Origin of the sequence: Saccharopolyspora taberi, assembly GCF_039534165.1 — a bacterium.
Lineage (GTDB): Bacteria > Actinomycetota > Actinomycetes > Mycobacteriales > Pseudonocardiaceae > Saccharopolyspora_D > Saccharopolyspora_D taberi.
The window spans coordinates 66,940-88,339 of sequence record NZ_BAAAUX010000029.1 but is presented as its reverse complement, the minus strand read 5'-3'; the positions used below and the strand labels follow the sequence as shown (position 1 = coordinate 88,339).

Here is a 21,400-nt window from a genome sequence, read left to right as displayed (position 1 = left end):
ACGAGGATGGCGAAGTTCGTGGTCGAGCTGGTGTACGGCGCGGACCGGGACCACCGGCTGGAGGTGCGCCCGGCGCACCGCGAGTACTCCAAGGGCCTCGGCGAGCGCGGGGTGCTGCTCGCCGGCGGGCCCTACGCCGACGACCTCGGCGCGCTGCTGATCTACGAGGTGGCCGACGCCGACGAGCTGCGCGAGGTGCTCGCCGCGGACCCCTACACCGAGGCCGGGGTGATCGCCGAGACCCGGATCCGGGAGTGGAACGCGGTGACCGGCTCCTGGGTCGCTTGATCCATACTCGGGTGGACAGGCGTGTGAGGATGTCCACAGGAGCAGTTCTCATCTGAATCCTGTCACCGGCTGGAACGCCGGGCCCCGGTGCGGCACTGTGACTCGAAAGTGTCGCGCCGATCCGGCACGCCCAGCTGCGGTGCCTCATAGGATGCGGCGCATCTTCCGCCACCCACAACTGACTCCACCCCGAGGAGGACGACCGATGCCCATCGCGACCCCCGAGGTCTACACGGAGATGCTGGACCGGGCGAAGGCGGGCGAGTTCGCCTACCCGGCCATCAACGTGACCTCGTCGGAGACGCTCAACGCGGCGCTGCGCGGTTTCGCCGAGGCCGAGAGCGACGGCATCATCCAGTTCTCGACCGGCGGCGCCGAGTTCGCCTCCGGCACCAAGGTCAAGGACATGGTCACCGGCGCCACCGCGCTCGCCGAGTTCGCCCACGTCGTGGCCGAGAAGTACCCGGTCAACATCGCGCTGCACACCGACCACTGCCCGAAGGACAAGCTGGACGGCTTCGTCCGGCCGCTGATCGAGATCAGCCAGGAGCGGGTGAACCGCGGCCAGAACCCGCTGTTCCAGTCGCACATGTGGGACGGCTCGGCGGTCGAGCTGACCGAGAACCTGGAGATCGCCACCGAGCTGCTGGACCTGGCGGCCAAGGCGAAGATCATCCTGGAGCTGGAGGTCGGCGTCGTCGGTGGCGAGGAGGACGGCGTCGCCAACGACATCAACGAGAAGCTCTACACCGCCCCCGGCGACTACGAGCGGACCGTCGAGGCGCTGGGCACCGGTGAGAAGGGCCGCTACCTGCTGGCCGCGACCTTCGGCAACGTGCACGGCGTCTACAAGCCGGGCAACGTCAAGCTGCGCCCGGAGATCCTCAAGCAGGGCCAGGAAGTGGTGACCGAGAAGCTGGGCCTGCCCGCCGGGTCGAAGCCGTTCGACCTGGTCTTCCACGGCGGTTCCGGCTCGCTGCTGGAGGAGATCCACGAGGCGGTCTCCTACGGCGTGGTGAAGATGAACATCGACACCGACACCCAGTACGCGTTCACCCGCCCGGTCGCCGACCACATGTTCAAGAACTACGACGGCGTGCTCAAGATCGACGGCGAGGTCGGCAACAAGAAGACCTACGACCCGCGCAGCTACCTCAAGGCCGCCGAGCAGTCGATGGCCGCCCGCGTGGCCAACGCCTGCGAGACCCTCAAGTCCGCAGGCCGCATGCTGGCGGGTTGAGGATCTTCGCGTCAGCGGGGTGGACTCCAGCGGCGTTCGCCGCGCCAGGACAGGGCGGCCCGTTCGCTTCGGCGGACGGGCCGTCGTCCGTTCCGGGCTCTGGGAGGATGGCGGCATGACGAACCTGCTTGAGCCGCCGGCGACGCTGCTGCCGGACAACGAGTCGGCGCAGGCCGAACTGGACGGCGGCGCCGCGCCCGCCGAGGTCGCCGCCCACCACCCGACCTTCTCCGCCGCATGGGCCCAGCTCGGCGAGAACGCCCTGGAGTCCGGCGAGGTCGTCGCCGCCTACGCCTACGCCCGCACCGGCTACCACCGGGGCCTGGACGCGCTGCGCAAGGCCGGCTGGAAGGGCTTCGGCCCGGTGCCGTGGAGCCACCGCCCGAACCAGGGCGTGCTGCGCTCGATCGCGGTGCTGGCCAAGGCCGCGAAGGAGATCGGCGAGGACGCCGAGTACGACCGCTGCCGCCAACTGCTCAGCGACAGCGACCCGGCTTCGCTGGAAGCCACCGGCCTGGCCTGACACCCGACCCGTGGGCCTTCGGCACCCGAAGGCTCACGGGACTTCTTTTTGGCAGGGACTTCTCTCTGGGCAGTTGGGCGGGGACTTACTCCAGGCGGGACTTGAGGTCGTCGAGCCGCGCCCGCCAGTACTCCCGCGTCGGCTCGACGTCGTCGGCCGACTCCAGGCGGCTGTGCTCGATCTGGATGCTGCACCTGGACTCGCCCCTGGCCACCACGAACACGTTGACCCGGGCGTGGTCGCCCCAGTCGAACCGCGCCGACTTCGGCGCCCGCGCGGTGCGCAGCCGCAGCGGCGCGTCCGCCAGCCAGTCCCGGCGCTTGCGGTCGTCGGTCACCGCCAGGTGCACCGCCGCGGCGTCGGCGTTGATCGTCTTCGACGCGTTCACCGTGAAGCCGTCGGCCTGCTGGTGCGCTTCGCGCATCCCGCGTTCCTGCTCGTAGGCGACCGCGACGGTCTGCGCCCACCAGCCGTCGACGCCGTGTTCGTCGCGCAGGTGGGCCGCGATTTCGGTGTGGTTGCGCCCGGTTCCGCCCCAGGCGTCGAGCAGCGCGAACCAGTCGTCCCAGCCGCGACCGGTGCGGTCGGTCAGCGCGTCCTCGGAAACCCGGTCGCGTTGTCGGCGTGGTGGCACGCGCACCTCCGTGATTCGTGCGGTCGTCCGCGTCCGAGGGGCCGCGGGTGGCGGACAATGTCCAGTGTGCACCGATTGCGTCAGGAGCTCAGCCGCCGAATGCGCCGCCTCATGCGCACCGGCGTCCCCATCGTCCAGTGCGCGATCGCGGCCGGGCTGGCGTGGGCGCTGGCCACGACCGTGATCGGGCATCCGCAGCCGTTCTTCGCGCCGATCGCCGCCGTGGTCTCGCTCGGGGTCTCGCTCGGCCAGCGGCTGCGCAGGTCGGCGGAACTGGTCGTGGGGGTCAGCGTCGGGATCGGCGTCGGCGACGTCCTGATCTCGGTGATCGGCACCGGGTGGTGGCAGATCGCGCTGGTCGTCGCGCTCGCCATGAGCACCGCCGTGCTGCTGGACAGCGGGGTCGTGATCGTGCTCCAGGCGGCGTCGTCGTCGGTGCTGGTGGCGACGCTGCTGCCGCCTGCGACGGCGGGCGGGCTGACCCGGATGATCGACGCCGCGGTCGGCGGTGCGGTCGGGCTGGTGGTGGCCGCGCTGCTGCCCGCGAACCCGCTCGCGGTCGCCCACCGCAACGGCCGGGTGGTGCTCGGCGCGCTCGCCGACGCGCTGCGCGGGATCGCCGGTGCGGTGGCCAGGCTGGACGCCGGGATGGCCTCCGACGTGCTGGCCAAGGCGCGCAAGAGCCAGGACTCGGTGGAGGAGTTCCGGTCCGCGCTGGAGGCGGGCCGCGAGATCGCGCGGATCGCGCCGATCCGCTGGCGGCGGCGCGGCGAGCTGGAGCGCTACGAGAGCGCGGCGACGCCGATCGACCGGGCGCTGCGCAACACCCGGGTGCTGGCGCGGAGAGCGCTGGCGGCGCTGCGCGATTCCGAACCGGTGCCCCGCAGGCTGCCCGGGTTGCTGGAGGAGCTGGCGGGCGCGGTGGTCCTGCTGCGCGACGAGCTGGCCAGCGGCGTGGATCCGCAGCAGGCGCGGGACGCCGCCCGCGCGGTGGCGAAGGGGTCCACTGTGGAACTCCTTGGCGAGGGCGACTTCTCGATGCAGGTGGTGGTGATGCAGGTCCGTTCGATCGCGGTCGACCTGCTCCAGGCCACCGGGCTCAGCCGCACCGAGGCGATCGCCGCCCTGCCCCCGCTCCACCCGCCGGAGCGCAAGAGCTGACGGTGGTTCCGCGCGGGAGTGCCGCGCGGAACCGGCGGGAACGTCAGCAGGAGCCGAGAGCCGTGGAGAGCGCGCCCTTCTCGGCCTCGGTGATGGTCAGCTGGTACTTGTGCTTCGAGGCGACCCACATCGAGGCGTAGGTGCAGTGGTAGCCGGTCTCCGACGGCATCCACTGGTCCGGGGTCTGGTCGCCCTTCTCCTGGTTGACGTTGTCGGTGACCGCGATCAGCTGCGGCGCCTCCAGGTCGTTGGCGAACTGCTCGCGCTGCTCCTGGGTCCACTGCGCCGCGCCCGAGCGCCACGCGGCGGCCAGCGGCACGACGTGGTCGATGTCGACGTCGGACGGCTGGGTCCAGCTGCCGCCGTCGTACGGGCTGTTCCAGGTGCCCGAGGTCGGGTAGCAGTCGGAGCCGACCTCCACGTTCTCGCCGTCCCGCTTGAGCACGGCCTCGCGGGTGTTGCAGCCGTCCGCGCCCTCGCTCCAGTGCGGGAACTTCTCCCGGTCGTAACCGTCCATCGAGCCCTCCGGGCCGACCTTCAGCTCGCCGAGCCAGGTCTGGGCGGTCGCCGGGTCCGGGATGCCCGGCGGTTCGGCACCCGCGGGCATGGCGAGTGCGGCGGTCAGCGCCCCGGCGAGGGGGAGCGCGGTCAGGGTGGCGCGCAGCGATCGGCGGAGTTGCATGGATCTTCCCTTCGCAGGGGGCGATTTCGCCGATGACCATGAAGGAGCCAGGTGGCCGAAGCAATGCTTCGGGGTGGCCGACAGGTGACCTGGCGTGAAATCGCCACCGATTCTCACACCATTCGGTGATTCATGCACCGGCCAACCGGAGGTCTTCGGTGTGCCGGTACCAGCCCCACTTCTCCGCCGGGCGCGGGTGCGCGACGCCGTCGCGCAGCACGGTCGCCGACCGGAAGCTCGCCTGCACCGCGCGACCGCGCGCGATCTCGGTGCGCCTGCGCAGGAACCCGCGCCGCACGGTGGTGACCCGGACGCCGTCGACCGCCGGTTCGAGATCGGCGGCCAGCGGGTCGGCGGTCGGTTCCGGCAGCGGTTTCGCGTTCGGGTCGGGGGAGATCTCGATGCTCAGCGCGGGGCCGTTGAGCACCTGCTGGTCGTCGCAGTAGACCTGCCCGGTGATCGGCTCGATGCGCCCGGAGGCGACCAGCAGCCCGCCGGAGTCGTCCCGGACCAGCGGCACCGGCCGGGCCGCGCCGTGCAGGGCGGCCTCGAAGCCGAGCGGCAGCCCGTAGAGCCGGGTCGCGGCGGACTCCTCGACCGGCGCGTAGCCGACGACGAGGTCGGCGATCCGGTTCTTGCGCAGCAGGCGCACCAGCACCGCGGCGAGGTCGGCGTCGGTGCCGTGCACGACCAGCCGGTCCTCGGTCTCGGCCAGCAGCGAGTCGACGTCCGCGCGCCCCGGAACGGCCGGGACGTCGACCCATCGCACTCCGTGCCCGGACGGGCGCGCTGTGCGATCGACGTTTCCGCAGGACAATGCAGTCGTACTCACGTTTGGCTCCTGGTTTACCCTGATCGACCGGCATACCCGTGGTGGACGCAGGTCCGCGTGAGCGACCACCCACAGTCCAGGTTGGAGTTTCACATGCCGGCGATCGTGCTGATCGGTGCCCAGTGGGGCGACGAGGGCAAGGGCAAGGCGACCGACCTGCTCGGCGAGCAGGCGCAGTGGGTCGTGCGCTACCAGGGCGGGAACAACGCTGGTCACACCGTCGTGCTGCCGGACGGGCAGGACTTCGCGCTGCACCTGATCCCGTCGGGGATCCTCACCCCGGGCGTGACCAACGTGATCGGCAACGGCGTGGTCGTCGATCCGGGCGTGCTGCTGGAGGAGCTGGCCGGGCTGGAGGAGCGCGGCGTGGACACCGGCCGCCTGCTGCTGTCGGCCGACGCGCACCTGATCATGCCGTACCACGTGGCCATCGACCGGGTCACCGAGCGCTACCTCGGCAAGAAGCAGATCGGCACCACCGGCCGCGGCATCGGGCCCTGCTACCAGGACAAGATCGCCCGCGTCGGGGTCCGGGTGCAGGACCTGCTGGACGAGAAGATCCTGCGGCAGAAGGTCGAGGCCGCGCTGGACATCAAGAACCAGATCCTGGTCAAGGTCTACAACCGCCGCGGCCTGGACGTCGACGAGGTCGTCGACACGGTGCTGGGCCAGGCGGAGAAGTTCGCGAACCGGATCGCCGACACCAAGCTGCTGATCAACCAGGCGCTGGACCGCGGTGAGACGGTGCTGCTGGAGGGCTCGCAGGGCACCCTGCTCGACGTCGACCACGGCACCTACCCGTTCGTGACCTCGTCGAACCCGACCTCGGGCGGCGCCTGCGCCGGTTCCGGCATCGGGCCGACCAAGATCAACGCGGTGATCGGCATCCTCAAGGCGTACACCACGCGCGTCGGTGCGGGCCCGTTCCCGACCGAGCTGACCGACGACGCGGGCGAGAACCTGCGCAAGGCGGGCGGCGAGTTCGGGGTCACCACCGGCCGCTCCCGGCGCACCGGCTGGTTCGACGCGGTGATCGCCCGCTACGCGACCCGCGTCAACGGCATCACGGACTACTTCCTGACCAAGCTGGACGTGCTCACCGGCCTGCAGACCATCCCGGTCTGCGTGGCCTACGACGTCGACGGCGAGCGCGTGACCGAGATGCCGATGACCCAGACCGGCGTGCACCACGCGGTCCCGGTGTACGAGGAGCTGCCGGGCTGGTGGGAGGACGTCAGCGGCGCCCGCAGCTTCGAGGAGCTGCCCGCCAACGCGCGGGCCTACGTCGAGCGGCTGGAGGAGCTCTCCGGCGCCCGGATCTCGGCGATCGGCGTCGGGCCGGGGCGGGATCAGACCATCGTCCGCCACACCATGGCTTGATTTCTTCCTGGTTCTGTCCTGCGTCCGAACGGCCGCCGGTCTCACCGACTGGCGGCCGTTCCGGTGCGGGGAATAGGCGGTGGCGGGCCGGGGTTGTGCAGCGCAGTTCGATCACTGCCAGAGAGGCCGTCATGCGCGCACTTCTTGTCACCCCAGGCACTACCTCCGGTCTGAAGCTCGGCGAGGCGGACGATCCCGTGCCCGCTGCGAACGAGGCTCTGGTGGACGTCGAGCACGTCTCGCTGAACTTCGGCGAGGTGTTCAACGCGCGCGAGTCGGGTGCCGAGCCCGGTGCGGTGCACGGCTGGGACGCCTCGGGCGTCGTCGCGCGGGCGGCGGCCGACGGCTCCGGTCCGGCGGTCGGCTCCCGCGTCGTGACCTTCGGCTACAGCGGGGCGTGGGCGCAGCGCCGGGCGGTGCCGGTCGCCGAGCTGGCCGTGGTGCCGGACGAGGTGGATCTGGCCGTGTCGTCGACCCTGCCGGTCGCCGGGGTCACCGCCCTGCGCGCCCTGCGGCGCTCCGGCCCGCTGCTGGGGCGGACGGTGCTGGTCACCGGGGCCTCCGGCGGTGTCGGGCGGATCGCCGTGCAGCTGGCCGCGCGGGCGGGCGCGCGCGTGATCGCGCAGGCCCGCCGGGGCGGTGGGCTCGCCGAGCTGGGCGCGCACGAGGTGGTGCCGGACCTCGACGGGGTCGGGGAGCTGGACGTGGTGCTCGACAACGTCGGCGGGCCGCAGCTGGTGCGGGCGTGGGAGCTGGTGCGGCCCGGCGGGGTCGTGCAGAGCATCGGGTGGACTTCCGGGGAGCCCGCCGTCTTCCAGCCGTACGCGACGGTCGGACCGGCGAAGTCGCTGACCTCGTTCCAGCCGGGCACGGAGTTCGGCGCGGACCTGGACTACCTGCTCGGCCTGCTGGCGCGCGGTGAGCTCGCGGTCGAGGTCGGCTGGCGCGGTTCGTGGCAGCGGTACGAGGAGGCCGCGGAGGCGCTGCTGGGCCGGAAGGTCACGGGCAAAGCCGTGCTTGACGTGGACTGACGATCGCGGATCGTCACGGATTTACCGCATGGGTGTCACCTGCTCGGGTCGAGCTGTCTAGGATTCACCGGTGCCGTGACGATCTGCTACCACGTTGCGGGCACCGCTCATGACCCGGCTGTCTGAGGATTGAACTTGAGCGATCAGCAGAGCACGAGCAAGAGCAGAGGACTGTGGCTTTCCCGGGCGGCGCTGGGATTCGTCGCGCTGGCGGCGGTGATGGGCTGGGGCGCGAGCTTCGTCGGCCTGCACGCCTACGGCCAGGACCAGATGGTCGGGTTCAGCTACTGGTCGGCCTGGCTGATCCCGGCGACCTTCGACGGAGCCGCCTTCGGCGCCACGCTGATCACCTACCGGGCGTCGATCCACGGCCGCAGCGCCCTGCGCGGCAGGCTGCTGATGTGGATCTTCACCGCGATCAGCTCCTGGATCAACTGGATCCACCAGACGACGCCGGAAGCGCGCATCGTGGCGGCCGGCCTGCCGGTCGCCGCGGTCGCGGTGTTCGACGTGGTGCTGGCGGAACTGCGCGCGGACTACGAGGAGAGGCACGGGAAGCGGCGCCTCCGGCTGCGGCCGGGCCTGCTGGCGCTGCGCTGGCTGGTGGACCGCGGCGGCACGTCGGTCGCGTTCCGGCAGCAGGTGACCGACATTCCGGTGTCGGAGATAGCCGGGCTGGGGACGTCGTACGTCGGCGAGGTTTCCGCCGCGCCGGAGCGCCCCGCGCTGTCGGATGCCGTGGTGGAGGCCGTCGCGGACCAGTCGGCGCGGGCGGAGGTGCCTGCGGCGAAGGCGGCGCCTGCGCTTGGGGCGGAAAGTGCCGCGGTGGAAAGTGCTGCGGTGGAAAGTGCCGCTGTGGCAACGGCATCGGTCGAAGGGCCGGTCGAGAAGGCTCAGGAGCCGGTGCGGGAGCCTGAGCCCGAGCCGAAGGCGGTCGAGGAGCCGGAAGCGAAGCCCGAGCCCGAGGCGGTGTCGGTCCCGGAGCCGGTCGTGGCGAAGGAGACCGAGCCCGAGCCCGAACCTGAGCCTGCGCCGAAGGCGGCCGAGGAGCCGAGCCCCGAGCCTGAACCGAAGCCCGAGCCTGAACCGGAGCAGGAATCGGCCCAGAAGCCCGAGCCGAAGCCGGTCCAGGCCCCGGAGCCGGAACCTGCCCAGCAGAAGGCGTCGGAACAGCCGGAGAACGAAGAACCCGGGAAGACGAACGAGGAATCCGAGAAAACGGAAATCCTCCCGGTGGTCAAACAAGAACCGATGACCGACCAGGAAAAGCGCGAAGCGGCCCGCCGCGACTACCGCCGCTCCCTGGAAGAAGGCCAGCCGCTGAGCGGCTCGGCCCTCGGCCGCCGCTACGGCTTCTCGCGGAGCTGGGGCCAGAGCCAGATCACCGCGGTCCGCGCCGAGCGCGCACGCGAAGAAGAACTGGTCGGCGTCGACTGAAACCCCCGCAGGACAGCCCCGCGGGCCCATGGACTGAAGCCCCGCGGGACCCGTGGACCGAAGCCCCGCAGGGCCCCGTGGACTGAAGCCCCGCGGGCGCCGCGAACTGAAAACCCCGCGCCTGGACTGAAACCCCCCGCGGGGCCTCCGGAATCCTCCGAAGGCCCCGCGGTCGGCCGAGCTCAGCGCCCTGCGAACTCGTCCCGTGCCTGCACGGCGATGTCCGGGTGGCCTGAGCAGAGGCAACCGCACGCATGTCCAGCAACCCGCTGGGCGCGGAACGCGCGCAACGCCTCTGTGCCTTTGGCGAGCAGGTTCTCCAAACCGAACTCCGAGGTGACGAGCTCGAACACATTCGGATCGCCGTCGCCGATCCGGAACTCGATCTCATCAGCACAGACGTTGTAGGCAATCGCGCAGCGATCGATCACCACCCACGCTTCCAGGTCCAGATCGCTCAAGGTTCCTCTCCCTCCGATGACTCCGGTCCTGTGTGCTGCGCTCAGGATGAGCATGCGCGGATTCGCTGATCACCTAGGTCTCGCTCTGCGCACGGTGGCGAAATGGGAGCAGCTCGGTGCGGACACTGTTCCGCGACCAGACACGCAAGCCGTTCTCGACACCGCCCTCGCGCGTGCTGACGCGGCGTCACAGGAGCGTTTCCAGGCGCTGCTCTCAGCGGTGCCCAATGTTCGTGCCGATGTTCCCAAGCCCCGCGCAGCCGAGTACGAGACGTGGACGGAAGATCTCGACCGGGTCGTCGTGTGCTTGAGCCGCCAGAACTTCGCGTTCGCGCAGAACCTGCTGAACCGGTGGCTGTGCCGGTGCGCCCCGCAGAACGTCGATGACAGGGCAGCTTGAGACTTCTGCTCGGCGGTACGAGAAGCTGGCGAAGGATGAGCGACTCAGCGGACGCGATCGCGCCCGAGCCCTCCTTTGGGTGGGAACGGCGCTCAGCAAGAACGGGAACAACGCCGCTGCGATCGAGGTGATGACGACCGCCGCCCGCGAGTTCGAGGACCTCGCGGAGCCCGAGGACTGGTGTGTCGCGCACCAGAAGATCGCGCTCGCCCACCGCGGGATCGGTGACCTCGTGCAAGCCGCTCGACACATCGAGATCGCGCGTTCCGCCGCCACCGCCGACTCGCCCTTGCATCGCGTGCGGCTGGACACCGCGCACGGGCACATCCTGCTGTCCGACGAGGCGACACGGGATTACGGACAATCCGTCCTGGACGGAGCAGCGCAGGTGGCCGGGCGCTACGGGCTGGGCCACCAACTGCGCAGCATCGAAGGCATCCGGCGGTCGTACGGCGAGCCGTCGAGTGCGTCAACGAAGTGAAACCGGGAGGCCCGATGCCGGGTGTGCTCAGTGAAGCGCAGTGGGACGACGCGAAGCTGATCTGGGACTACCACCAGATGAGTCACGAGCTGCGCCCGTGTTCGGCTGCGATCGGTCTCGGTAGCCACGATCTGGGTGTGGCGGCAAGGGCGGCTGAGCTGTACCGGGCCGAGTTGTTCCCCGTCCTGGTGTTCAGCGGTGGCAACAGTCCGACCACGGCCGCGCGCTTTCCTCGTGGCGAGGCCGTTCACTTCCGTGAGCACGCGCTGGAACTCGGTGTCCCCGCCGAGGCGATCCTGATCGAAACCGAAGCAAAGAACACCGGGCAGAACATTGCGTTCTCGCGTGCAGTGCTGGGAGAGGTCGAATCCGTGCTGCTGGTCTCCAAGCCGTACATGGAGCGACGCGCCTACGCGACGTGCCGCAAGATGTGGCCGGAAGTCGATGTCGTCTGCGCTTCCGAGTCGCTGGAGCTCGACGACTACGTCAAGTCCATCGGTGACGGGAAGCTCGTCGTGGACATGCTGGTCGGTGATCTGCAACGGATCGTCGAATACCCGAGGCTCGGCTTCGCCGTGGAACAGCACGTGCCACGCGATGTGCACTCCGCTTACGAGCGGCTCGCGCGCGCCGGGTTCGACAGCCGGCTCCTCTGAAACCCCCCGCGGGGCCTCCGGAATCCTCCGAAGGCCCCGCGGTCGGCCGAGCTCAGCGCCCGGCGAACTCGTCCCGCGCCTGCACGGCGATGTCCGGGTGGTCGGCGAAGACGCCGTCGATGCCCTGCTCGAACAGGGCGCGGTGGAAGGCGAACACGTCGCCCCACGCCGCCTTGTCCTCCGACGAGCGGAAGTCGGCGGGCAGGAAGTTGTTCTCCGCCCGCACCGTGTACGGCACGACCGTCAGGTCCGCGGCGTGCGCGTCCGCCACGACCGTCGTCGGCTCGGTCAGGTTGCCCTGCTCGTCCACCGGCAGGATGACCTTGGTGTCCGGGCCGATCACGTCCGCGTAGGTCGCGATCTCCTTCAGGCCCTCCGGCTTCACCATGTCCGCGTAGGTGCGCGGGTCGCCCGCCTCGACGAAGTCCTGCGGCGCGCCGCTGTTGCTGATCAGCTGCACCAGGCGCACCTTGAGCGGCCCGTTGAGCTGCTTGAGGTTGGCGACCTCGAAGGACTGCACCACCACCTTGGCCTTCTCCTGGTTCAGGCCGTTGCGGTCCAGCGCCTCGACCACGCCCGGCTCCAGCGGCAGCCCGATGCGGGCGAAGTAGCTGGGGTGCTTGGTCTCCGGCGCGATCCCGATCTCGCGGCCCAGCTCCTTGGACAGCCGGGCCCGCAGGTCCAGCACCTCCTGGAAGGTCGGGACCTCGAAGCGCCCGTTGTAGATCGTGTTGTTCGGGCGCAGGTCCGGGATGCGCTCGATCGCTCGCAGGGTCTTCAGCTCGGCCAGCGTGAAGTCCTCGGTGAACCAGCCGGTCAGCTCCGCGCCGTCGACCACCTTCGTGGTCCTGCGGTCGGCGAACTCCGGGCGCTGGGCGACGTCGGTCGTGCCGCTGATCTCGTTCTCGTGCCGCGCGACCAGCACGCCGTCCTTGGTGGGCACCAGGTCGGGCTCGATGTAGTCCGCACCCGTGCGCGCCGCCAGGTCGTAGGAGGCCAGCGTGTGCTCCGGCCGGTAGCCGGATGCGCCGCGGTGGCCGAAGACCTCGATCCGGTCTGCCTCGGCGGGATGGGCGGGAGCGGCGGACGCTGGCAGCTGGGCCACCGCGCCCAGCACCGCCGCTCCTGCGACGGCCAGCGCCGTCAGTCGTGCCCGGATCATGGAACCTCCATCTGGATCTCGTGGGCCGCGGCCCGATCGAACCGGGGCAGCCTCGGTCAAGACCCAATCCGGTGCAGGCAACGGCCCGTCCACCTGCAGTCGACCGGGCGGTGAACACGGGCCCACAGCTCCGGCTTCCGATCAGTGCACTGCGGGTGTCGATCACGTGAACATCTGCCGAATGTCCGATCCGACACATCTCAACGGGGGGCAGGGACCACCTGGAAGGCCGGAAGTTCTACGCTGCGGCCGTGCGAATCCTCGTGATCGGTGCCGGTGGCCGGGAACACGCGATCGTGCTGGCGCTGTCCCGCGACCCGTCGGTGACCGCGCTCGCCTGCGCCCCGGGCAACGCCGGGACCGCCGCCATGGCCGAGTCCTACGGCGTCGACGTCGCCAAGCCCGCCGAGGTCGCGGAGCTGGCCCGGACCTGGCGCGCCGACCTCGTCGTGTTCGGCCCGGAGACCCCGCTGGTCGCGGGCGCGGCCGACGCCTGCCGCGCGGCGGGCATCGCCTGCTTCGGCCCGTCGAAGGCCGCCGCCCGGATCGAGGGATCCAAGGCGTTCGCCAAGGACGTGATGCTCTCCGCCGGGGTCCCCACCGCGCACAGCGAGATCGTCGACAACCCGGCCAAGCTCGACGCCGCGCTCGACCGCTTCGGCCCGACCTGGGTGGTCAAGGACGACGGGCTCGCCGGCGGCAAGGGCGTGCTGGTCAGCGGCGACTTCGACGCCGCGCGGGCGCACGCCATGCGGCTGCTCGACGACGGCCACCCGGTGCTGCTGGAGTCGTTCCTGGACGGCCCGGAGGCGTCGCTGTTCTGCTTCGTCGACGGCACGACCGTGGTGCCGATGGTTCCCGCCCAGGACTTCAAGCGCGTCGGCGACGACGACCACGGCCCCAACACCGGCGGCATGGGCGCCTACGCGCCGCTGCCGTGGGCGCCGGACGACCTGGTCGACACCGTGGTGCGCACCGTCGTGCAGCCCACCGTCGACGAGCTGGCCAAGCGCGGCACCCCGTTCTCCGGGCTGCTCTACGCGGGACTGGCCCTGACCTCGTCCGGCCCGCAGGTGATCGAGTTCAACTGCCGCTTCGGCGACCCCGAGACCCAGGCCGTGCTTGCGCTGCTGAAGACCCCGCTGGCGTCGGTGTTCCAGGCCGTCGCGCACGGCGAGCTCGCCCAGCTGCCGCCGCTGGAGTGGGAGCCCGGTTCCGCGGTGACCGTGGTCATCGCCGCCGAGGGCTACCCCGGGCGGCCGCGCGTGGACGACGTCATCACCGGCGGCGACGGCCGCGGCGTGCTGCACTCGGGCACCCGCCGCCGGGAGGACGGCGCCGTGCTGTCGGCCGGAGGCCGCGTGCTGTCGGTGGTCGCGACCGGCGCGGACCTGGAGGCCGCGCGCGAGGAGGTCTACCGGCGGGTCGGCACCGTGCACCTGCCCGGATCGCACCACCGCACCGACATCGCGCTGCGCGCGGCGCGCGGGGAGATCAGAATTCCCTGACCCGCAGGGCGTTTCGCGTGAATCCGCCTGGCGATTTCCGGGAAATCCCGGTCGCCAGGCGGATTTTTCGGCCATCATGGCGATCGCTGGAACCGATCGGCTCCGCGCGCCATCACAGTGGCGGTCGAACGCGAGGAGGGGCTTGTGACCCAGGCCGGTTACAACATGGAAGCGCTGGAGAACTGCCGCTCGACGCTGGAGGGCAAGGCTGGTCCGGTCGGCGCCATCGGGGACGGGTTCGAGAACCAGCACGTCGACGCGGCGATCTTCGGCAAGCTCGACGCGGCGGGCACCATCGTCTCGGCGATCACCAACCTCGACAGCAGCGCCAAGCAGCAGTTCGACGCCGCCGAGCAGCTGCTGCGCAGCGCCAGCGGCGCCCTGGACGCGGTCCGCACCACGGTCGACAACATCGATCAGGCCAACGCCGACTCGATGAAGGTCTGAGAATTCGGGGACATGGGGAAACTTCGGGGTAGACATGGGGATCTCTGGAGAGGTAGCGGGCAAGCCGGGCGGCGCGGCCCTGGCCGAGCACCTGCGCAAGATCGAGGACAGCAAGCCGGAAGCCATCCGCGAGATCGGTCAGCGGTGGCGCGACGCGGCGACGAAGACCGGTGAGGGCGGCCAGGAGATCGGCCGCGCGGTCACCGGTCTGGACGGCGCCTGGGAAGGCGGCTCGGCGGACGCGTTCGTCGGCTACATGGGCAAGCTGACCGGCGGGTTCGACGCGGCGAAGCAGGCCGTGGAGTCGGCGGCCAGGGCGCTGGACAAGGCCGCCGAGGTCGTGAGCACCGCCAAGGACGCGGTCAACGCGATCGGCGAGCGCGCGCTGGCCGACGCCCGCAGGGCGGAGCAGGAGTACCAGCAGGCCGTCGAGAAGGCCGGGGACGACCAGGCCGCCAAGGACCGCGCCGCGCAGGAGCGGGACGAGAAGATCAAGACCGCGATGGAGCAGCACGCGCGGGAGGCCGGGACCAAGATCTCCGAGGCGAACGAGGGTCTCAACGGCGCCAACGGGGAGCTCGGCAAGGCCGCGGGCGGGCTGGACGGCGTGTTCTCGAAGCTGCCGAAGGCCGGCGAGCAGGCGTTCACGCCGGCGCCCGGGCGCAAGATCGACTGGGAGATCACCCCGGCGCCCGCGCCCGCGCCGACCGAGCAGCAGGGCGCCGGGCCCGGTGGTGCGGGCGGTGCCGGTGGTTCGGAGTCCGGTTCCGGTGCTGGGGGTTCCGGTTCCGGCTCGGGCGGCTCCGGCGGCTCGGGCGGTTCCGGCTCCGGGGGTTCGGGTGGTGCGGACTCCGGTGGCTCCGGCGGCGGTTCCGGCGGCCTCGGGCCGAGCGGTGGTCCGCCGTCCGGCGGCCCGCCGCCGGGCAACGTCGAGGACTGGATCCGGGAGGCCATCAAGATCCTCCAGGCCAACGGCGTCCCGGTCACCGAGGAGAACATCGACGAGATCTGGCAGATCATCGAGAAGGAGTCCGGCGGCAACCCGCACGCCATCAACAACTGGGACTCCAACGCGGCCAAGGGCACCCCGTCGAAGGGCCTGATGCAGTGCATCGACCCGACGTTCCAGGCGCACAAGCTGCCGGGGCACGACGACATCTACAACCCGGTCGACAACATCATCGCGGGTGTCCGCTACACCTTCGACCGCTACGGCGGGTTCGAGGGGCATCCGGGGCTGAAGTCGATGGCCGGCGGCGGCGGTTACCAGGGGTATTGATCGGCGGGCTTCGGCGGTTTGCGTGGCGGTGCGGGTGGCGGAACCTCAGGCGCCCGCTGGCTCCGGAATCTTTTTCCGACGTATGTCCAATACGACGGAAAAAGCTGTCCTCGCCAGCGAACGCCTGAGAACCCGCGGCGGTGCCGGTTGGTCGGGTGGGCTAAGCGGCTGCGCCGCTTGAGGACGATGGCTGGGCTGGGGGTGCGGGTTCCCGGCTGGCTTACGGTGTGGGCATGTCCGACTCCGCCTTCGCTGCTGCTGCCCGGGCCGACGTGCCGCCGTTCCACGTGATGGAGGTCGTCTCGGCCGCCGCTGCCCGGCAGCGCGCGGTCGGTGACGTCGTGTCGCTGGCCGCGGGCCAGCCCTCCAGCCCCGCCCCGAAGGCGGTCCGCGAAGCCGCCGCCGACGCGCTGCACCGGCAGGCGCTCGGCTACACCGAGCAGCTCGGCCTCGCCGAGCTCCGCGACGCGATCGCGTCGCACTACGACCGCGCCTACGGCCTGGCGGTCGAGCGCGACGACGTCGTCGTGACCACGGGCGCCTCCGGCGGATTCCTGCTCGCGTTCCTCGCCGCGTTCGACGCGGGCGACCGGGTGGCGCTGGCGCGTCCCGGGTATCCCGCGTACCGCAACATCCTGCGGGCCCTCGGCTGCGAGGTCGTCGAGCTGCCCTGCGACGAGTCCACCCGGTTCCAGCCGACGGTGGCGATGCTCGAAGCGCTCGACGAGCCGGTGCGCGGGCTGATCGTGGCGAGCCCGGCCAACCCGACCGGCACCGTGCTCGGCCGCGACGAGCTAGCCGAGCTGGCGGTCTGGTGCGAGCGCAACGGCGTCCGGCTGATCAGCGACGAGCTGTACCACGGCATCAGCTACGCCGAGCCGCTGCACTGCGCGTGGGAGTTCTCCCGCGAGGCGATCGTCGTGAACAGCTTCTCGAAGCTCTGGTGCATGACGGGCTGGCGGCTGGGCTGGATGCTCGTCCCGCCCCGGCTGCTGCGCGCGGTCGACTCGCTGACCGGGAACTTCACGCTGTGCCCGCCCGCGCTGTCGCAGTACGGCGCGCTGGGCGCGTTCGAGGCGGCGAGCTACGCCGAGGTCGAGGCGCACGTCGACGTCTACCGGACCAACCGGGAGCTGCTGCTGTCCGGGCTGGCCGAGCTGGGCATCACCCGCGTCGCGCCCGCCGACGGCGCCTTCTACGTCTACGCCGACATCGGCCACCTGGCCGGGGATTCGATGGACTTCTGCCGCAGGCTGCTCGACGACACCGGGGTCGCGGTGGTCCCGGGCATCGACTTCGACCCGGTGCAGGGGCACCGCTTCGTGCGGATGTCCTTCGCCGGGAGCACCGCCGACATCACCGAGGCGCTCGCCCGGATCGCGGCCTGGCTGCGCTGAGGGGGTTCGCCTGGCGGACGGCTACCACGCCGCGAGCCGCCCGCCAGGCGAGTCTTCAGGCGACGAAGTCGCGGACCTGCTGGGACACGCCGTCGTCGGTGAGCAGGGCGAGGTGGTTGATGCACCCGGTCCGGGTGTTCGAGGCACCGTCGACGACCGTGCTGTCGGCCGGGTTGATGACCCCGTCGCAGGTCGACCACCAGGTGCCGTAGTTGGTCCCGTCCGGGGTTTCGTCGCCCTCGTTGAGCCGGCCGAGGAACTCCGAGCCGACGCGCATCTCCTCGCAGGAGGTGTCGAAGCACAGGCCGGCGACCTCGGTTCCGTGGTTCGGGCCGCCGATGGAGACCCAGTCGTCGACCTTGGCGGTGCCGCCGAGGAACTTCAGGTACCAGCGGGAGTTCAGGCCGCCCATGGAGTGCGTGATGATGTCGACCTTCTCGGCTCCGGTGGCGGCGAGGGTTTCGCCGACGAGGGTCGAGAGCTCCTCCGCGGTGGTCTTGTTGGACTGGGTGTGGTCGTAGTCCCAGGCGATGAGCCGGTCGTCGGCGTACCCGGCCGCCTTGAAGTCGGAGACCATGTCGTTCCAGTTCCAGGCGCCGCCGTTCCAGCCGTGCACGAAAATCACCGGATCGGGGTCGGCGGGGGCGGCGGTGGCCGGTGGGGCGGCCAGTGCTGTGACGGAGGTCAGCGCGGCGACGGCGGTCAGGATCCAACGTGCGGAGCGCATGCTCACCCTCTCTCCAACGGACACCGGCACCTTTGCCGGCATGCCTGGAGAACGAGCATGTGATCGGGGAGTTTCAGCGCGCCCGGTCAATGTGTCCGTGCTGTGACCTCGGTTACTTCTTGTGGGGCAACGCGGTGCTACCCCGAGAACCCTGATATTTCCCCGAATGTCGCTTCGACCAGGTCATCCGCGTGCCGCGGTCTGGCACGCTGGAGCCGTGGCCCCGTCCGGGGCCGGGTTAGAGGTGCTTGCACATGTTGTGGAAAGTCATCGGCGCGCTGCTGCTGATCTGGCTCGTGATCTCGGTGGCGGGCGTCGTGATCAAGGGCCTGTTCTGGCTCGCGGTGATCGGCGGCGTGCTGTTCGTCGCGACAGCGGCGCTCGGCTGGGCAAAGGACCGCAAGCAGCTCAAGTGACCTCATTGTCGCGAGCCCGCGGCTTGCGTGGCGGTGCGGGTGGCGGAACCTCAGGCGTCCGCTGGCTCCGGAATCTTTTTCCGACGTATGTCCAATACGACGGAAAAAGCTGTCCTCGCCAGCGAACGCCTGAGAACCCGCAGTCGGTCGCCGTGCTCGGGTGGGCTAAGCGGCTGGCGCCGCTTCAAAGAGTGAGCAGGCCCCGCGCCGCCAGTTCCCGGCGGGCCGCTGCCGCGCCCTGCCAGATCGACGCGTGCAGGCCGGCCCGGATCGCGGCGTCGACGTTGTCCTGCCGGTCGTCGAAGAACAGGCACTCGGCGGGCCGGGCGCCCAGCACGTCCAGCAGCGCCCGGTAGATCGCCTCGTCCGGCTTGACCACCTCCAGGTCACCGGAGAAGACCAGGTGCTGGAAGTGCCCGGCCCAGGGCTGCTGCTCGACGGCCCGCCCGAACGACGACGGCGCGTTGGACAGCACCGCGAGCGGCACCCCGGCGCGGTCCAGGTCCTCGATCAGCTGCACCGCCTCCGCGTCTATGTGCAGCCAGCCGACGATGTCGTGCCCGGTCAGCGCGTTGACCAGCGAGTCGTCCGGCGCGGCCCCGAAGTGCGCGGCCACCGCGTGCCAGAACTCCAGGTCGGTGCAGCCGCGGTCGTAGGCGACGCGCTCGGCGTAGTAGGCGCGCGCGAACTCGTCGGCGTCCACGCCCAGCATCCCGGCGAGCGCGGGCAGCGCCGGGGTGGGCTCGCTGATCACCTCGCCGTAGTCGAACACCACCCACTTCATGACGGCTTGCCCAGCCGCCGCAGGGCGTCCTCGATGTCGTCGCGGCCGACGTCGCGGTGGGTGACGAAGCGGACCTGCCCGTTCATCGGCACCGCCAGCACCCCCGCCCGGCGCAGCCGCTCCAGCGTCCGGCCGGTGTCGGGGACCGCGGCCAGCACGATGTTGGTCTGCGGGGTGGTGACGTCCCAGCCGCGTTCGGCGAGCCCGTCGGCCAGCAGCCGCGCGTTCTCGTGGTCGGTGGCCAGGGAGTCGATCCGGTCCAGCGCGACCAGGCCCGCCGCGGCGAGCACCCCGCCCTGCCGGACGCCGCCGCCGAGCATCTTGCGCATCCGGCGCGCCTCGGTGACGAACTCCGCGGTCCCCGCCACGACCGAGCCGACCGGCGCGCCGAGGCCCTTGCTCAGGCACGCCTGCACGGTGTCCACGCCGACGGTCAGCGCGGCGGGCGGCACCTCCAGCGCCACCGCCGCGTTCCAGATGCGGGCGCCGTCGAGGTGGACCCGCAGGCCGCCGTCGCGCGCGGCGGCGGCGAGCTGCGCGTGCTCGTGCGGCGGGACCACCGAGCCGCCCGCGCTGTTGTGCGTGTTCTCCAGGCACAGCAGCGTCGTGTGCAGGGCGTCGTAGCGGGTGCTCCGGCCGCGCAGCGAGCGGACCAGGTCGGCGGTGGGCCTGCCGGGTCCGGCGTTCCACTCCAGCGCCTGCGGCATCCCGCCCGCGAGCCACGCCGCGGTGCCGAGCTCGTGGTCGAGCACGTGCGCGCCGCGCGGGGCGAGGAACCGGTCGCCGCGCTGGAGGTGCAGGGACAGGGCGATCAGGTTGCCCATGGTGCCGCTGGGCACCCACAGCGCCGCGTCGGTGCCGAGCAGGCCGGCCACCCGCTCCTCCAGCGCGCGCATCGTCGGGTCGTGGTCCAGCACGTCGTCGCCGACCTCGGCCGCGGCCATCGCCGCGGACATCTTCTCGTCGGGACGCGTGACCGTGTCGGATCGGAGATCGATGGCCACCGGTTTGGTCACGAACCGATCACACCACACCGGGGCCCCGACGGGGAAACGGCCCGGTGGGTGAACGCGAGCCGGGCTTCGGTATGAATCCGGGTGTGAACGCCCCGGTCGACCTGCGCGGCGACCGCTGAGGCCGCCCTTCGCGCGGGGCGGGTTCAATGGCAGGCTCAGGAAGCTGGATCGGCGGCATCCCGCGTGCAACCGTGGGGGCCGGGCGTTCCGTCCAACCAGTGGCAGCACGGACGAGCGGAGAGTTCCGCGTGGACCAACGCGAAGAGCAGGAGTTCGCGGAGTACTTCGTGGCTCGGCGGGAGGCGGTGCGTCGGATGGCGTACATGATGTGCGGTGACTGGCACCGCGCGGACGATCTCGCCCAGACCGCGTTCATCGCGCTGCACCGGCACTGGCGCAAGGTCCGGGACAAGGGGGCCCTCGACGCCTACGTCCGGCGCACCCTGACCAGGGCGGTGATCGACGAGTCCCGGCGGCCGTGGCGCCGGGAGCGCTCGACCGAGGTGCTGCCGGACGCGCCGTCGGCCGCCGGCGACGTGGAGAACGCGGTGGCCACCAGGCAGACGCTGCTCGCCGGCCTGCAGAAGGTGCCGACCAAGCAGCGGGCGGTGCTCGTCCTGCGGTTCCTGGAGGGGCTCGACGTCGCGGGGGTCGCCGAGGTCATGAAGTGCAGCGAGGGCACGGTGAAGAGCCAGTGCGCGCGTGGGCTGTCCGCCCTGCGGGAGGCCCTCGGTGACCAGCTCGGCGACCTGCGGTCGGCGTTGTGAGGAGGTGCGGGTAGGTGGACGAGCGCAAGCTTGAGGAGCTGTTCCGCGACGCGGTGCAGTCGGTCCCCCCGGCGTCTTTCGACGAGGCCGACGTCGCGCGGGGCGCGCGCCGGGTGACGGCGCGCCGCCGGACGGCCGCGGCGGGCGGATCGGTGGTCGCGGCGGCGGCGCTGTTCGTCGGCGTCGGGGTCGGGACCGGGATGTTCGGCGGTCAGGAGAGCCAGCTGGCGTCCACACCGGAGACGCCCGAGGTGCGGACCGAGAACGTCCCGAAGACCAACGGCCCGATCGTCATGGGCGACCCGAACTCGCGCTCCGGGTGCGGAACGCCGGACTCGGCCCTGGCCGGGGCGCTGGCCGCCGAGCTGCCGGAGGCCGCGGGGCGGCCGTCGGTGCCTGCCAGCGGGCCGTGCCCGTCGGGGTCGAAGTCGGCCGGGTTCGCGGTCAGCGAGGGACCGGCCGCGGGCAACGTCAGCGTGATCCTCAGCCCGGCTTCCGCGGTGGCGCCGGAGCAGGCGAAGCCGACCGAGGTGCGCCGCCCGGACGGCACCGAGCAGGTCGTGCGGCACGCGGGCAGCGGTGACGTGCTGACCGTGCGCAGCGATCCGGACGGGGCCACGGCGGCGCCGTTCGGTGCGCGCCTGGTCGCCATCGCGGACGGGCTCGCTCCGCGGCTCTGACGGGTTGGCGG

At 71.3% G+C, this 21,400-nt stretch carries 25 protein-coding genes; 17 read left to right on the top strand and 8 right to left on the bottom strand.

The features are described 5' to 3' along the window. Nucleotides 1-6: 6 nt before the first annotated feature. The 3 genes from ABD691_RS29295 to ABD691_RS29285 all read left to right on the top strand — a co-directional run bounded on the left by ABD691_RS29295 (nucleotide 7) and on the right by ABD691_RS29285 (nucleotide 2,051). On the top strand, nucleotides 7-288 hold the full coding sequence (locus ABD691_RS29295; protein WP_344685228.1) for a YciI family protein: 282 nt from the start codon (nucleotides 7-9) through the stop codon (nucleotides 286-288). A 205-nt stretch (nucleotides 289-493) separates the two neighbouring features. Next, nucleotides 494-1,528, top strand: coding sequence for a class II fructose-bisphosphate aldolase (gene fbaA / locus ABD691_RS29290; RefSeq protein ID WP_344685226.1), 1,035 nt, complete (start codon nucleotides 494-496; stop codon nucleotides 1,526-1,528). A 115-nt stretch (nucleotides 1,529-1,643) separates the two neighbouring features. After that, complete coding sequence (locus ABD691_RS29285) at nucleotides 1,644-2,051, top strand: DUF3151 domain-containing protein (protein ID WP_344685224.1); 408 nt, start codon at nucleotides 1,644-1,646, stop codon at nucleotides 2,049-2,051. An 85-nt stretch (nucleotides 2,052-2,136) separates the two neighbouring features. Here ABD691_RS29285 and ABD691_RS29280 read toward each other — a convergent pair whose 3' ends face one another. After that, nucleotides 2,137-2,685: a DUF4287 domain-containing protein gene (locus ABD691_RS29280; RefSeq protein ID WP_344685222.1), complete on the bottom strand. Its 549-nt coding sequence runs from the start codon at nucleotides 2,683-2,685 to the stop codon at nucleotides 2,137-2,139. Nucleotides 2,686-2,784: 99 nt separating this feature from the next. Here ABD691_RS29280 and ABD691_RS29275 point away from each other — a divergent pair, with 99 nt between their 5' ends. Next, a complete protein-coding gene (locus tag ABD691_RS29275; protein WP_344685221.1) occupies nucleotides 2,785-3,846 on the top strand; it encodes an FUSC family protein in 1,062 nt (353 codons plus the stop codon). A gap of 43 nt (nucleotides 3,847-3,889) precedes the next feature. On the opposite strand, the gene ABD691_RS29270 is transcribed toward ABD691_RS29275, so the two are convergent. Together ABD691_RS29270 and ABD691_RS29265 are read right to left on the bottom strand one after the other, a co-directional pair. Next, complete coding sequence (locus ABD691_RS29270) at nucleotides 3,890-4,528, bottom strand: HNH endonuclease family protein (RefSeq protein WP_344685219.1); 639 nt, start codon at nucleotides 4,526-4,528, stop codon at nucleotides 3,890-3,892. A 130-nt stretch (nucleotides 4,529-4,658) separates the two neighbouring features. Next, a complete protein-coding gene (locus ABD691_RS29265; protein WP_344685217.1) occupies nucleotides 4,659-5,360 on the bottom strand; it encodes a hypothetical protein in 702 nt (233 codons plus the stop codon). 93 nt (nucleotides 5,361-5,453) lie between these two features. On the opposite strand from ABD691_RS29265, the gene ABD691_RS29260 reads away from it, so the two are divergent. The 3 genes from ABD691_RS29260 (at nucleotide 5,454) to ABD691_RS29250 (ending at nucleotide 9,208) form a co-directional block, all read left to right on the top strand. Further along, nucleotides 5,454-6,740, top strand: coding sequence for an adenylosuccinate synthase (locus ABD691_RS29260; protein WP_344685215.1), 1,287 nt, complete (start codon nucleotides 5,454-5,456; stop codon nucleotides 6,738-6,740). Nucleotides 6,741-6,871: 131 nt separating this feature from the next. Next, complete coding sequence (locus tag ABD691_RS29255; RefSeq protein WP_344685213.1) at nucleotides 6,872-7,771, top strand: zinc-binding dehydrogenase; 900 nt, start codon at nucleotides 6,872-6,874, stop codon at nucleotides 7,769-7,771. Between the two features lie 135 nt (nucleotides 7,772-7,906). Next, complete coding sequence (locus tag ABD691_RS29250; protein WP_344685211.1) at nucleotides 7,907-9,208, top strand: DUF2637 domain-containing protein; 1,302 nt, start codon at nucleotides 7,907-7,909, stop codon at nucleotides 9,206-9,208. A 182-nt stretch (nucleotides 9,209-9,390) separates the two neighbouring features. Here ABD691_RS29250 and ABD691_RS29245 read toward each other — a convergent pair whose 3' ends face one another. Then, a complete protein-coding gene (locus ABD691_RS29245; protein WP_344685209.1) occupies nucleotides 9,391-9,669 on the bottom strand; it encodes a hypothetical protein in 279 nt (92 codons plus the stop codon). Between the two features lie 16 nt (nucleotides 9,670-9,685). Here ABD691_RS29245 and ABD691_RS29240 point away from each other — a divergent pair, with 16 nt between their 5' ends. From ABD691_RS29240 to ABD691_RS29230, 3 genes are all read left to right on the top strand, one after another. Further along, on the top strand, nucleotides 9,686-10,069 hold the full coding sequence (locus ABD691_RS29240) for a helix-turn-helix domain-containing protein (RefSeq protein WP_344685208.1): 384 nt from the start codon (nucleotides 9,686-9,688) through the stop codon (nucleotides 10,067-10,069). A 79-nt stretch (nucleotides 10,070-10,148) separates the two neighbouring features. Further along, nucleotides 10,149-10,550, top strand: coding sequence for a hypothetical protein (locus ABD691_RS29235; RefSeq protein WP_344685206.1), 402 nt, complete (start codon nucleotides 10,149-10,151; stop codon nucleotides 10,548-10,550). Between the two features lie 14 nt (nucleotides 10,551-10,564). Beyond that, entirely contained in the window at nucleotides 10,565-11,206 is a 642-nt protein-coding gene (locus ABD691_RS29230) for a YdcF family protein (protein WP_344685204.1), read from the top strand. 52 nt (nucleotides 11,207-11,258) lie between these two features. On the opposite strand, the gene ABD691_RS29225 is transcribed toward ABD691_RS29230, so the two are convergent. After that, a complete protein-coding gene (locus ABD691_RS29225; RefSeq protein ID WP_344685202.1) occupies nucleotides 11,259-12,368 on the bottom strand; it encodes a glycerophosphodiester phosphodiesterase in 1,110 nt (369 codons plus the stop codon). Between the two features lie 251 nt (nucleotides 12,369-12,619). Between ABD691_RS29225 and purD the strand changes: the two genes are divergently transcribed. The 4 genes from purD (at nucleotide 12,620) to ABD691_RS29205 (ending at nucleotide 16,999) form a co-directional block, all read left to right on the top strand. Further along, complete coding sequence (gene purD, locus ABD691_RS29220) at nucleotides 12,620-13,876, top strand: phosphoribosylamine--glycine ligase (RefSeq protein WP_344685200.1); 1,257 nt, start codon at nucleotides 12,620-12,622, stop codon at nucleotides 13,874-13,876. A 144-nt stretch (nucleotides 13,877-14,020) separates the two neighbouring features. Further along, nucleotides 14,021-14,323, top strand: coding sequence for a hypothetical protein (locus tag ABD691_RS29215; RefSeq protein WP_344685198.1), 303 nt, complete (start codon nucleotides 14,021-14,023; stop codon nucleotides 14,321-14,323). A 34-nt stretch (nucleotides 14,324-14,357) separates the two neighbouring features. After that, nucleotides 14,358-15,602, top strand: coding sequence for a transglycosylase SLT domain-containing protein (locus ABD691_RS29210; protein ID WP_344685196.1), 1,245 nt, complete (start codon nucleotides 14,358-14,360; stop codon nucleotides 15,600-15,602). A gap of 233 nt (nucleotides 15,603-15,835) precedes the next feature. Further along, nucleotides 15,836-16,999: a pyridoxal phosphate-dependent aminotransferase gene (locus ABD691_RS29205; RefSeq protein ID WP_344685194.1), complete on the top strand. Its 1,164-nt coding sequence runs from the start codon at nucleotides 15,836-15,838 to the stop codon at nucleotides 16,997-16,999. A gap of 55 nt (nucleotides 17,000-17,054) precedes the next feature. Here the strand turns inward: ABD691_RS29205 and ABD691_RS29200 are convergent, their stop codons facing one another. Further along, nucleotides 17,055-17,726 (bottom strand): esterase/lipase family protein, encoded by a 672-nt coding sequence (locus tag ABD691_RS29200; RefSeq protein WP_344685192.1) that lies wholly within the window; start codon nucleotides 17,724-17,726, stop codon nucleotides 17,055-17,057. Nucleotides 17,727-17,980: 254 nt separating this feature from the next. Here ABD691_RS29200 and ABD691_RS29195 point away from each other — a divergent pair, with 254 nt between their 5' ends. Beyond that, nucleotides 17,981-18,142: a hypothetical protein gene (locus ABD691_RS29195; RefSeq protein WP_344685191.1), complete on the top strand. Its 162-nt coding sequence runs from the start codon at nucleotides 17,981-17,983 to the stop codon at nucleotides 18,140-18,142. Between the two features lie 184 nt (nucleotides 18,143-18,326). On the opposite strand, the gene ABD691_RS29190 is transcribed toward ABD691_RS29195, so the two are convergent. Continuing rightward, nucleotides 18,327-18,926 carry an HAD family hydrolase gene (locus ABD691_RS29190; protein WP_344685189.1) on the bottom strand — a complete coding sequence of 200 codons (600 nt, stop codon included), beginning with the start codon at nucleotides 18,924-18,926 and terminating at the stop codon, nucleotides 18,327-18,329. Beyond that, nucleotides 18,923-19,930, bottom strand: coding sequence for a threonine aldolase family protein (locus ABD691_RS29185; RefSeq protein ID WP_425565188.1), 1,008 nt, complete (start codon nucleotides 19,928-19,930; stop codon nucleotides 18,923-18,925). Before ABD691_RS29185 ends, ABD691_RS29190 begins: the two co-directional genes overlap by 4 nt. 260 nt (nucleotides 19,931-20,190) lie before the next feature. Here ABD691_RS29185 and ABD691_RS29180 point away from each other — a divergent pair, with 260 nt between their 5' ends. Together ABD691_RS29180 and ABD691_RS29175 are read left to right on the top strand one after the other, a co-directional pair. Continuing rightward, complete coding sequence (locus ABD691_RS29180; protein ID WP_344685185.1) at nucleotides 20,191-20,709, top strand: SigE family RNA polymerase sigma factor; 519 nt, start codon at nucleotides 20,191-20,193, stop codon at nucleotides 20,707-20,709. A 14-nt stretch (nucleotides 20,710-20,723) separates the two neighbouring features. After that, complete coding sequence (locus ABD691_RS29175; protein WP_344685182.1) at nucleotides 20,724-21,389, top strand: hypothetical protein; 666 nt, start codon at nucleotides 20,724-20,726, stop codon at nucleotides 21,387-21,389. The last annotated feature ends 11 nt before the right edge of the window (nucleotides 21,390-21,400 follow it).